Below are 13,691 nucleotides of genomic sequence, written 5' to 3'. Positions count from 1 at the left end.
ACCCGGCCACCAGGAACAACCAGATCCAGCAACTGCTCCAACACCCGCGCCAAATACCCACCACTCGGGAAATACTGCACCACCGAGTTCAACACCACAGTGTCAAAAAACCCCGACGGCAACCCCACAACACTATCCGCCGCCTGACACCGCAACACCACACGACCAGCCAACCCCGCAGCCTCAACCTGACCAGACAACCGACCAACCACCGCAGCCGAAAAATCCGTACCCCAATACACCTCACACTCACCAGCCAACCGCGACAACAACAAACCAGACCCAACCCCCACCTCCAACACCCGACGAGCACCCAACCCACGAACCCGCTCCACCACAGCAGCACGCCACTCCCGCATCTCCCCCAACGGAATCGGCACACCCGTATACGAACTATCCCAACCAGTGAAATCCTCACCGAACACGAGATCGGTCGGGCGTGCGTACATGGAGTCGTAGGTCTGACGCCATTCCTCGATCTGCACCGAACCGTCGTCGCTCACATGACCGGCCGGGACGACGTAGGCCACCAGTCGCCGGTCGTCGGGCTGGTCTTCGCGCAGCACGACCGCTGCCTGGGCGACGTCCCCGTGCCTCAGGAGCGTGGCCTCGATCTCGCCCGGCTCGATCCGGAAACCCCGGACCTTCACCTGGTCGTCGGAGCGCCCGACGAACTCGACGCCGCCCGAACGGGTGCGGCGCACGACATCACCCGTGCGGTACATCCGCGAACCCTGCTCGCCGAACGGATTGGCCACGAACCGGCCCGCCGTCAGCGCGGGCCGGCCGAGGTAGCCGCGTGCCACCTGCTCACCCGCGACGTACAGGTCACCGGCGACGCCGGGCGGGACCGGCGTCAGCCGGTCGTCCAGCACCAGGGCCTGCAGGCCGGGCAGTGCCTGGCCGATCGGGCTGAAGGACGAATCGCTGCCCTGGTGCCCGGCCAGCCGCAGGCAGCTGACGTGCACCGTCGTCTCGGTGATGCCGTACATGTTCACCAACGCCGGTGTCGTGTCACCGAATCGTTCTCGCCAGCCGTCCAACCTGGCGACGTCCAGTGCCTCACCGCCGAAGATCACTGTCCGCAGCGACAACGGCGGGCAGTCCCGCGTCGCGGCGTCGGCCAGTTGGTAGAAGGCCGACGGGGTCTGGTTGAGCACGGTCACCCGGTGCCGGGCCAGGAGCAGCAGGAACTGATCCGGCATCCGGCTGACTTCGAACGGCAGCACGACGAGGCGCCCGCCGTAGGCGAACGCGCCCCAGATCTCCCAGACCGAGAAGTCGAACGCGGTGGAGTGGAACAAGGTCCACACGTCGTCCGGGCCGAAGGAGAACAGCTGCTCGGTGGCGGCCAGCAGGCGAATGACGTTGCCGTGCGGCACGACCACGCCCTTCGGCGTGCCGGTCGACCCGGAGGTATGGATCACGTAGGCCGCGTTGGCCGACGTGATCGTCCGCGGTGGTTCTGTCGGTGGATACGTGGTGACGTCCGTGGTCATCAGTTCCGCGTCGACGACCAGGACAGGCTGTGCGTCGCCGCGAATCAGGTCCAGCCGTTCGGCCGGGTAGTCCGGGTCGAGCGGCAGGTACGCCGCGCCGGACTTGATCACCGCGAGGATCGCGACCACGAGGTCGGCCGTTCGCGGCAACTGGACGCCCACCAGCCGTTCCGGACCGGCGCCCTGCTCGATCAACCGGTGTGCCAGCCTGTTGGCCAGGACGTTCAACTGCGCGTACGTCAGGGCGGTGTCGCCGTCGATCAGCGCGACCGCGTCCGGCGTTCGCCCGGCCTGGGCCTCGAACAGATCGGCCAACGTGTCCGCTTTGGACTCACTGGCGGGCTCGATGTGACCGGTGCCCGAAGCCCGTTCCTGGTCGGTGAGCATCGGCACGGCCGTGATCGGCCGGTCCGGATCGGCCAGAACGGCCCGCAGCAGCATCCGCCACCGGTCGACCAGGTCGCGGGCGCCCGCGTCGTCGAACAGGTCGGTGGCGTATTCGACCATCACCTCGATCCCCGCGTGGCCCGGCTGCTCGGTCAAGGAGAACAGCACGTCGAACCGTGACGTGCCGGTGTGTGTCCATATCGGACGTACGGTCAGGCCCGGCAGGTCCATCGCGGTCGTCGGCGCGTTCTGCAGGGCCAGCGCGACCTGGAACAGCGGGTGGTGCCCGGCGGATCGGTCCGGGTTGAGCTGTTCGACGAGGTAGTCGAACGGGACGTCCTGGTGGGTGTACGCGGCCAGGGTCCGGCTACGGACACGGGCGAGCAGTTCGGTGAACGTCGGGTCCCCCGACGTGTCCGTTCGCAGCACGAGCGTGTTGACGAAAAAACCGACGAGCGAGTCCAGCGCCTCGTCGGTCCGCCCGGCGATCGGTGCGCCGACCGGGATGTCCCCGCCGGCCCCGAGCCTGGTGAGCGTCGCGGCGAGACTCGCCTGCAGCAGCATGAACATCGTGGCGCCGGACGACTCGGCCAACGCGGCCAGGTCACGGTGCATATCGGCGTCGAACGTCGCGGAGAGGTACGAGCCGCGATAGGACGCCACAGCCGGAGCGGGCCGGTCGGTGGGCAACCGCAGCCGGTCCGCGAGCCCGTCAAGCCGCGCCGCCCAGTAGTCGGTCTGCTTGGCCAGCACGCTTCCGGGATCGGCCGGGTCGCCAAGCAGGTCACGCTGCCACAGTGTGTAGTCGATGTACTGGACCGGCAGCTCCGCCCAGTCTGGTTCGTGGCCTTGGGTCCTGGCCCTGTAGGCGGTGAGCAGATCGTCCAGCAGCGGCGCCATGGACCAGCCGTCACCGGCGATGTGGTGGATCACGAGCATCAGCACGTGGTCATCGGCGGCCAGCTCGAACAGACGTCCGCGTACCGGGACGTCTGTCGACAGGTCGAAGTCGGCCCGCGCGTGCCGGGCGAGGACCTCGTTCAGGTCATCCGGTCGCACGGTCTGCGTGTGCCAGTCCAGCGTGATCGCCCCGGGCGCCAGGACCACCTGGTGTGGCTCGCCCGCGATGTCCGGGTAGATCGTACGGAGTGCTTCGTGCCGGGACACGACGTCCGTGATCGCGTCCCGCAGTGCTGTCCGGTCCAGCTCGCCCGTCAGCCGCAACGACACCGGCATGTTGTACGTCGCTGACCGGCCTTCGAGCTTGTGCAGGAACCACATTCGCCGCTGTGCGAACGACAGCGGCACGACATCCGGGCGCGGCATCGGCTTGAGCGCTGGACGTGCCGCCGCGGCGGCGTCGATCGCCTTGGCCACTCCGGCGACGGTCGGCGCGTCGAAGATGACCCGGATCGGCAGTTCCGCACCGAGCTCGGCACGCACTCGGCTGGCCAGACGGGTGGCGAGCAGAGAATGGCCACCCAGTGCGAAGAAGTTGTCGTCCACGTCGACACGGTCGACGCCGAGCACCTGGCCGAACAGGTCGCACAGCGCCCGCTCACGGGGAGAGAGCGTACGAGCGGGTCGATCGGCGGTGGCGGCGACGTCTGGCACGGGCAACGCCGCACGATCCAGCTTGCCGTTCCGCGTCAACGGAATCCGGTCAAGCACCTGTACCGCGGACGGCACCATGTAGTCCGGCAGCACACGAGCCAGCGACGACCTCAGCTCACCCGGGTCGCAAGCTTCGCCCGCGGCGGCGACTACGTAGCCGACCAGTCGTTTGTCACCAGGCCTGTCCTCACGGACCACGACCGCCGCCTCGGCCACCGCCGGCTGGGCGGTCAGCACCGCCTCCACTTCACCCGGCTCGATCCGGAACCCACGGATCTTCACCTGGTCGTCGGTCCGGCCGAGGAACACCAGCTCGCCGGATTCCGTCCACCTGACCACGTCACCGGTCCGGTACATCCGGGTCCCCGGCGCGGCGAACGGGCACGCGACGAACCGGCCCGCGGTCAACGCCGGGCGTTTCCAGTACCCCTGGGCGACACCGGCGCCCGTGATGTACAGGTCTCCCGGTACGCCAGGCGGAACCGGACGCAGGTGTGTGTCGAGCACATACAGCCCTGTGTTCCACAATGGACGTCCGATGGGGACTGTCGGTGGAACGGTGTCACCCCGGCGCATCGGATTCACTGACGAGAACACAGTGGTCTCAGTCGGGCCGTACTCGTTGGCCACCGTGATGTCTGGGCACGCGTCCAGCACCCTGGTCACGGCGACCTGCGACACGACGTCACCGCCCGCCCACAGCTCACGCACACCCGCGAAACATCCGGGGTCCTCGTCCGCGAGCGTCCGGAACAGCCCGGCGCTGACGAACATGCCGGTGACCGAGCCCCACCTGATCGATTCGGCGAACTCGGCGGCACCCAGACGTCCTGGTGGCGCGACGACGACTGTCCCGCCGGACAGCAATGGCACCCAGATCTCGAATGTGGAGGCGTCGAACGCGAACGGCGAGTGCATCAGTACCGCGCTGTGGTTGCCGCGCTGCCAGTACTCGTTCACAGCCAGGTGCACGACGTTGCGGTGGGTGTTGAGCACGCCCTTGGGCGTGCCGGTCGAGCCGGACGTGTACATCACGTAGATCAGCTGCTCGGGATCGATCAGCACCTGCGGGCACGTGTCCGGCCACGCGAGCAGGCCATCCTCATCGGACAGACGCACGACGGGTAGGTCAGCCGGTGCCACATCGCCAGGATCGCGGTCTGTGAGCAGCGCGACGGCACCGGTGTCCTCGACGATCCACCGCGAACGTGCGACGGGCTGGTCGGCGTCCAACGGCACATACACGCCACCAGCCTTAAGCACGGCCAACGTCGACACGAGCAGATCGGGCGACCTCTCCTGGAGGATGGCCACGCGTGCACCACCGGTCACGCCTGTCCCGATCAGCAACTGCGCCAAGCGGTTCGCCTTGCTGTCGAGCTCCGCGTAGGTGAGCCCTCGTTCTCTGGCCAGCACGGCGACCGCGTCCGGCCGTTCTCGCACCTGCCGGTGGAACAGATCGATCACGCTGACCGGTTCGACCAGACCGGCGTTGTCGTTCCACTCGACCAGAACCTGGTGCCGCCGGACCGGATCGAGCAGATCGATCCGGCTCAACGGCAGCCGTGGATCCTGCGTCACCACGCTGAGCACGCGCTGGAGATGATCCGCGACGCGTTCGGCCGTCTCGTGGTCGAACCGGTCGACGGCGTACTCGACCGCGCAGGTCAGGCCGTCGCCGTCGGAAGCCTGGGTGAACACCACCGAGAGGTCGAACTTGACCAGTCCGGTGTCGATCGTGCGGGCCGTGACGTCCAGATCCGGGACGGCGTCGAACACGCCTGCCAACTCCTGTTGGTCGGCCGAGTCGTACTCCACCATCACCTGGAACAGCGGGTGCCGGCCGGCCGAGCGAACCGGGTTGACCGCTTCGACGACCCGGTCGAACGGCACATCCTGGTTGCCGTAGGCGCCGAGCGCCGTCGCCCGCACACGGTCGAGGATCTGCACGAAGTCCGGATCGCCGGTCAGATCGGTGCGCAGCACCAGCGTGTTGACGAAGAAGCCGACGAGATCGCCCAGTGCCTGATCAGTTCGTCCGGCGGTCGGGCCGCCCAGCGGAATGTCCGTGCCGGCGCCGAGCTTGGACAGCATCACCGCGACGGAGGCGTGCGCCACCATGAACATCGTGGCGCCTGTGTCACGTGCCAGGTCCGCCAGCTTCGCGCGGACGTCTCCGGGGACCTCGAACACAATCCGGCCGCCGCGGTCCGAGGGCACGGCGGGACGTGGCCGGTCGGCGGGCAGCGAGATCTCGTCCGGGATCCCGTCCAGCGTCGCGGTCCAGTACGCCAGTTGCCGGGCGAGGACGCTGTCCACATCCTGCTCCGTGCCGAGGACTTCGCGCTGCCACAGCGCGAAGTCCGCGTACTGCACGGGCAAGGGCTGCCACGTCGGCGCTTCGCCATTGCGGCGGGCCGCATACGCCGTGGCGATGTCCCGCGCGAGCGGGCGCATTGACCAGCCGTCACCCGCGATGTGGTGCACCAGCAGCACAAGGCAGCACGTGCCGTCAGTGAGCCGCACGGTCCACGACCGGACTGGGAGGTCTGTCGCGAGGTCGAAGGTCCGGGCCGCCAGCGTCCGCAGCAGTGGTTCCAGTTCGGCCGGTTCGACGACCAGGTCCTGATGCACCGCACCGAGATCGGCGACGTGCTGGATCGACTGCCGCCGCGTGCCGTCGACCTCGTCGAACGTGGTGCGCAGCGCTTCGTGCCTGCCGACCACGTCCAGCACCGCGTGGCGCAGTGCGTCGGTGGCGACCTCACCCGCGAAGGTGAGCACCAGCGGGATGTTGTACGTCGCGGACGGGCCTTCGAACTCGTGCAGGAACCACAACCGCTGCTGAGCATGGGAGAGCGGGACCACGTCCGGACGTGGGCGCGCGACCAGACGAGTGCCCGTGGGCTCTATGCCCGTGATCCGTTGTGCCAGTCCGGCCACCGTCGGCGCCTCGAACAGTTCGCTCACGGGCAGGTCCACTCCGAGCACATGCTGGATGCCCGCCATCAGCCGGGTGGCGAGCAGAGAGTGGCCGCCCATGGCGAAGAAGTCGGCGTCGACGCCGACGTTCGGCACTCCGAGCACCTGCGTGAACAGTCCACAGAGGATCTTCTCGTGATGCGTACGCGGTGCTCGGGTGGTCCCTGCGACGTCGTATCGGGGCTCGGGCAACGCCTTCCGATCGACTTTCCCGTTGGGTGTCACGGGAATCGAAGGCACGGCCACGATCGCGGACGGAACCAGGTAGTCCGGCAGCCGAGCAGCCAGCTCCGCCCGTAGCTTCTCCGTGTCGATGCTGTCCGCCACGGGCACGACGTAGCCGACCAGGCGCCTGCCCCCTGCCCCTTCCTCACGGGTGACGACCACCGCACGGTCGACATCGGGCTGGTCGCACAGTGCCGCTTCGACCTCACCGGGCTCCACCCGGAAGCCACGGATCTTGACCTGGTCGTCGGCCCGGCCGACGAAGTGCAGTGCTCCCTCGGCCGACCACCGGACCAGATCTCCCGTCCGGTACATCCGGCTGCCGGGCGGACCGTAGGGATCGGCGACGAAGCGAGCACCGGTCAGCCCAGGCATCCCCATGTATCCCCTGGCGACACCGGCCCCGGACACGTACAGCTCACCGGCGGTCCCGATGGGCACCGGACGGAGGCGCTCGTCGAGCACGTACACCCGAGTGTCCACAATGGGCGTACCGATGGGCGCCTCGGCGCCGTCGAGCGGGGCGCTGATCGTGGCGCACACAGTGGTCTCTGTGGGGCCGTAGGCGTTCACCAGCCGATGCGACGCTGACCAGCGCGCCACGCCGTGCGGGTCGGAGATCTCGCCACCGACGACCGCGGTGACCAGATCGGGCAAAGCCGATTCCGGGCGGTCGAACGGGATCGTCTCCAGCACCGACATCGGCAGCTGCACGTGCGTGATCCTGTGGCGGACCAGCACGTCGAGCAGCTCCGCGCCTGTCGGGCGGTCGTTCTCAGGCAGCACCAGCGCGGCACCTGTTGCGAACGCCATGCACATATCCGCGACGGACACGTCGAAGCTCATCGAAGTGAACTGCAGGATACGGCTGTCCGCCGTGATGGCGAACCGGCCGGCCTGGGACTCCGCGAGTGCCGCGACACCGCGATGCGGCACTATCACGCCTTTGGGCCGTCCTGCGGATCCTGAGGTGTAGATGACGTACGCCGGATGCTCAGGCAACGACGCGGGGGTTGGCGCGTGCGTCGGCCGGTCACTCACGTCTTCGGGCAGAGTACTTCCGTCGATCAAGAGCAGCGGTGCGGAATCGGCGATCATGAGGGACAACCGGTCGGCGGGGTACGCCGGGTCCAGCGGCAGATACGCAGCGCCGGACTTCATCACCGCCAGCGCCGCGATGACGGCGTCCGCCGACTTCGGCAGCCGGATACCGATGATGCGCTCCGGAGCCGCTCCCTGCTCGATCAGCCAGTACGCGAGCTGGTTGGCGCGGACTTCCAGTTCGCTGTACGACAGTTCCCGCCCGCCCGAGACAAGTGCGGGCGCGTGGGGCCGACGCGTGACCTGCTCGGCGAACAGTTCCGGCAGCGACCTGGCAGCCGGTCCTTGGCCGGTGTCGTTCCAGTGCACGAGCACACGAGCGCGTTCGTCGTCATCGAGCAGATCGATGGTGCTGATGGGCCTGCTGGGCTGGGCCAGCGAACCCCGCAGCAGGCGCTGCCAACGCGCCAGGATCGCGTCGATGGTCCGCGCGTCGAACAAGTCGGTGCTGTATTCGGCCGTGACCTCGATGCCGTCCGGGACGCCAGCCGGGTCATGCCGTTCGGTCACATTGAGCCCGAGGTCCACACGGGACGCCTGGGTACCTGCCCACGACGCCTCCGTGCGGACACCGGGCAGGTCGAACCCCGCGCCGGGCGCGTTCTGCAGGACGAGCGTGATCTGGAACAGCGGGTGATGGGCACGGGAACGGCGCGGGTTGACCGCTTCCACCACCTGCTCGAACGGGATGTCCTGATGCGTGTGGGCGGCCAGGCTCGTGCGCCGGACCTGGTCGACGAGCGCGTCGAACGCCGGGTCGCCGTCCGTGTCGACCCGCACTACCAGCGTGTTGACAAAAAACCCGACCAGCTCGTCCAGTGCCTCGTCGGTGCGCCCGGCCACCGGCATGCCGAGCGGGATGTCGGTCCCCGCCCCCAGCCTCGTGAGCAGCGCGGCGGTGGCCGCCTGCAGCACCATGGAAACCGTCGCGCCGGTGTCACGAGCCAGCCGGACGATGCCACGGTGCAGGTCTGCCGGTACGACGGTGGTCATCTGGGCGCCCCGCCCGCTCGGGACAGCGGGTCGCGGCCGATCGGTCGGCAACGTCACCTGGTCTGGCAGTCCAGCCAACTGCTTGGTCCAGTAACGCGCCTGCTCGGCCGCCAGACTCTCCTCATCGGACGCGTCGCCGAGCAGTTCCCGTTGCCAAATGGTGTAGTCAGCGTACTGGATCCGCAATGGTTCCCACGAAGGCGTTTCACCGACTCGCCTGCTGCCGTAAGCCCGCGCCAGGTCCCGGGACAGCGGCCGCATCGACCAACCGTCACCGGCCACGTGGTGCAGCAAGAGCAACAGCACATGTTCCTCCGGTCCAAGCCGGAAGAGCCAGGACCGAATGGGCAGGTCGACGGCCAGATCGAACAGGTGCCGCGCCGCGTCGTCGATCAATTCGGGGAGCTCGTCGGCCGTCGTGGTCCGGACTTCCCATTCGGGCACGGCCGCGTCAAGCACCACCTGATGTGGCTTTCCGTCTTGGACACGCAACACGGTGCGCAACGCTTCATGTCTGGCGACGACGTCCACCAACGCGTCATGCAATACGGTTTCGTCCAGAGCGCCCGTCATTCGCAGCACGAGCGGCATGTTGTACGCCGAGGACTTCCCCTGCAGTTCTTGGTGGAACCACATCCGTTGCTGGGCGAACGACAACGGCACCGACTCCGGTCGTGGCCGTGGGGTCAACGCGGGTCGAGCGCGGTCGCCTGTTTCGACCAACGCAGCCAGTTCACGCACGGTCGGCCGGTCGAACAGCGCGGCGATCGGGATCTCCCGGCCCAGTACCGTGCGAATCCGGTTGACCAGCCTGGTCGCCAGCAGCGAGTGACCGCCCAGCGCGAAGAAGTCGTCGGCGACGCTGACCTCCGCCGTGCCGGTGATCTCGGCGAACAACCCGCACAGCACCTCTTCGTGGGCGGTGCGCGGCGGCGGGCCGCCTCGCGACCCGAACTCCGGTGCGGGCAGCGCGGCCCTGTCGAGCTTCTCGTTCTGGGTCAACGGGATCGCCGGCAGCGCGATGACCGCGGCGGGAATCATGTGCTCAGGCAGCAGGGCCGCCAGGTACTTGCGGGACGTTCCGGTCATCCGTCGCACGGCATCGGCCCACACCGGGTCGCTCACCGCGCTGTCCCGCTCCAGACAAAGTCCCGTGTAGACGGTGGCGTCGTCGGCCGGGACCAGCACAGCGTCGAACCGCGTCGGGTCACCGGCCGACCACGTCGTCATCGCCCGCAGCCCGTGCGCTTCCGCCCACCGCGCCACGTCTTCAGGGTCCACAGCGGACTCGGTCAGACGAGCGTTCGGTACTCCGGTGATCCGGACCGGACCTGACGCCGGCAGGTCGCTCAGGGCGGTGACCTCGGCACCCCAGGTCAACCTCGGGACATCAGCCAGCTGTACCGGATCAGCGGGTGTCTTGTGGAACACCACTTCGTAGCGGTGCCTGGTCATCTCGTTGTGGTATCCGCCGCGCTTGAGCCGGATGTCGACCGCGCCGACACCGTCCACGCTGTCGGCGAACAACTCGAACCAGCCAGGCGCCAGCGCGAGTTCCTTCTCCAGCATCGCGGCGCGAGCGGCGGCGACAGGCGAACTCACGCCGCGAGCACGTTCGACCTCGGTGTGGAAGATGTCGAGCGTCAATGCGTTGCGGACGTCGCCGATCACGATGCGGCCGCCCGGCGCGAGCAGGTCCACAGCGGACGTCAGCACTCGGCGCAGGTACTCACTGTCCGGGAAGTACTGCACGATCGAGTTGAGCACGATGGTGTCGAAGAAGTCCGCCGGCAAGCCGGCCATGTCGTGCGCGGGCTGGCACCTCAGCTCCACCTGGTTCGCCAGCCCGGCCGCGGCCACCTGCCCCCGGAGCCGGTCGATCACCTCGGCGGAGAAGTCCGTCGCGTAGTACGCTTCGCACTCACCCGCGATCTGCGACAGCAGCAGGCCGGACCCCACCCCGATCTCCAGCACCCGGCCCGGCCGCAGCCGACGAATCCGGTCGACGGCGGCGCCGCGCCACTCCCGCATCTCCGCCAGCGGAATCGGCTCCCGCGTGTACGAACTGTCCCACCCCGTGAAGTCCTCACCGAACGCCTCGAACTCCATCCGGGCGTGCAGCGTGTCGAATGTCTGACGCCATCCGTCGACCGGACTTTCGCCGCGCTCGATGTCGCGCCCGGGAACCACATATCCCACGAGCCGACGGTCGCCCGGCCGGTCCTCCCGTACCACCACGACGGCCTGGTCCACCCCGGGCTGGGTGCGCAGCGCCGCCGCGACCTCCGCGGGCTCAATCCGGAAACCCCGCAGTTTCACCTGTTCGTCCGCGCGTCCGGCGAATTCCAGCTCGCCCGCCGGGTTCCAGCGGACCAGGTCACCCGTCCGGTACATCCGGCCTTGTGGCTGGAACGGGTCCGCAGTGAACCGCTCGGCCGTCAGCGCGGGCTGGTTGAGGTATCCACGGGCGACCTGCGCGCCTGCCACGTACAACTCGCCCACGACACCGACTGGCGCCGGTCGCAGGTGAGCGTCCAGGACGTAGACCTGAGTGCCCGTCAACGGTGTGCCGATCGGAACAACTCCGCCGATTCCTGTCGCCGTACCGGCACGGCACCCCGTCACCATCACGGTCGTTTCGGTCGGGCCGTAGAAGTTGTACAACGGAACACCGACATGCTCGGCGAAGCGCTCGGCCAGTTCCCGGTTCAGTGCTTCACCGCACATGGCCACACGGCGGAGCGTCGATCGGTGACGCAGCACCGGTTCCTGTTCTTCCTGGCGGACCAGTCGGTCGAGGGCCGACGGCGTATGCCCGAGGACTGTCACCCGTTCCGCCACGAGCAGGTCCCGCAACAGTTGCGCCGAACGCGCGACGGCATCCGGGATCATGACGAGCCTGCCGCCGGTGAGCAGCGCGGCCCAGATCTCCCAGACCGAGAAGTCGAACGCGTGCGAGTGGAACATCGCCACGACTTCGGTGTCGCCGAAGCCCTCATTGGCCATCATCGCCGTCCAGAACGCCGCCAGGTTCCCGTGTTCGACCACGACACCCTTCGGCGTACCGGTCGACCCCGACGTGTGGATGACATACGCGGGTTCGCTCGGCGTGATCACAACCGCGGGAGCGGTGTCGTCCTGGTCGGCGATGAGCTCGGCCACTTCCGGTTCGCCCAGGGCGAGGACATCGCCGTCGAACTCGGACGTCGGCTGATCGGTGACGATGAGAACCGGAGCGGCCGCGCGCAGGATCCCGGCCGTTCGCGCGATCGGCTGGGACGGGTCGACCGGGACGTAGGCCGCACCGGTCTTCACGACCGCCAGGGTGGCCACGATCAGGTCCGGTGTGCGGGGCAGCATGATCGCCACGAGTTCGCCGGACCCGCTGCCGCGTGCGGCCAGCACATGTGCCAGACGATTCGCCCGTGCGTCGAGTTCGGCGTAGGTGAGCGTGGCACCGTCGTGGGTCACGGCTCCCGCTGACGGTGTCCGCCGGGCCTGTTCGGCGAACATGCCGACAACTGTCTGTCCCTTGTAGACATCCACTGGATCGCCCGCTGGGCGCGACGGTGGTTCGTAGCGCAAAATCCGTGTTACGGCCGCGATCTGTGCTGTGGGCGCTGCCAAGAGAACGTCCAGCGTCTGCAGCCATCGGTCGTGGTGGGCCGAGACTTCGGCGTCGCCGTGCACGGCGGGGTTTCCGACAATGCGCGTCACCACTGACCGAGTGCGGGCAAGCGTGGTGATGTCGATGTCCAGTTCCCGCACAGGGCCGGCGGACAACACTGTCGGAACGACTGTGATGCCCGCGAAGCGGATCGCGCTCACTTTCCGCAGACTGACAGTGATACCTGTGACGGCCGAACCCGTACCGCCCAGCCCCAGATCCCTGCGCAGGTGCTCCACCGGGAAACGGCCGTGCACGGCAATCTGGTCGAGCTGCTCCGCTATTCGGTGGGCGAGCCCGACGAATGTGGCGTCCGGGGTGACGGGCACGCGCAGTGGTAGCTCGTTGGCGAGCATTCCAGCTACTGGTCGGTCACCTTCCCTGCGGGCCATCGGAAGCGTGAGGACGACATCCCCGTTGCCGGTGAGGCGGTGAACGTAGACGACGACTGCGGCCGTCATCAACGCATCGACCGATACTCCTTCATCCTGCGCGAGTACTCGCAACTGCCCCGTGACCCCGGCGTCGAGTGAGCGCGCCGGAGCCAGCGCCGGACTGGCCGGTTCCGGTACGGCGCCCGCGAGAGACGTCGAACCGGACAACCCTGCCAAGGCTGAACGCCAGTAGTCACGGTCCTGGTGGTACAGCTGCGATTCGAGGTAGTCAGCGGCCGACTCGTTGATCCTTCCGATGGACATTCCCGTGTCCGGTGACAGATCAGTACTGTCCACAAGGGACGTGTAGATCCGTGCGACGCGGTCGAGGTAGGCCTGCTGGCCCGGAGTGTCCAGCACAAGGTGGTGTGCGGCCAGATAGAAGAGGTACGTGTCCGTGCTGAGGTGCAACAGCGCGTGCGTGACGAGCCCTCCGGCCTCGAGGTCACGCGCCACCTGGAGGTCCGCGGCCATCCACGTCTCCGCATCCGCCGCGGGGTCGTCCGCCGCGGTGAGGTCGACGACCCGGAAGTCCACGCGGCCACGGGGTTCGACGACCTGCCAGACATCGTCGCCGTCCGCCACGAACCGGGAACGCGCCGCCTCCGACTCGCCGACGGCCCGCTCCACCGCCTGGCCGAACAGCGGTATGTCGATGTCGCCGCGCAGGTCCAGCACCATGCCGACGGTGAACCGCGGACTCGCCGGGGCGATCCGCTGGCTCAGCCAGATTCCGCGCTGGCCCTCGGTGAGGGGAAGCCTGACGTACTGAACCTCGGACACTGATGT

1 protein-coding gene is annotated in these 13,691 nt (G+C 68.1%); it reads right to left on the bottom strand.

Going from position 1 to position 13,691, the window contains the following annotated elements; genetic code table 11:
* Positions 1 to 13,685, bottom strand: a 13,685-nt coding sequence (locus GC106_RS46015) for a non-ribosomal peptide synthetase (RefSeq protein WP_173142519.1), incomplete at its 3' end; no start/stop codon positions are given.
* Positions 13,686 to 13,691: the final 6 nt, after the last annotated feature.

This window comes from Kibdelosporangium persicum (assembly GCF_013280595.1).
Classification (GTDB): domain Bacteria; phylum Actinomycetota; class Actinomycetes; order Mycobacteriales; family Pseudonocardiaceae; genus Kibdelosporangium; species Kibdelosporangium persicum.
The sequence above is the reverse complement of the archived record's forward strand: the minus strand, read 5'-3'. Positions and strand labels throughout refer to the sequence as shown.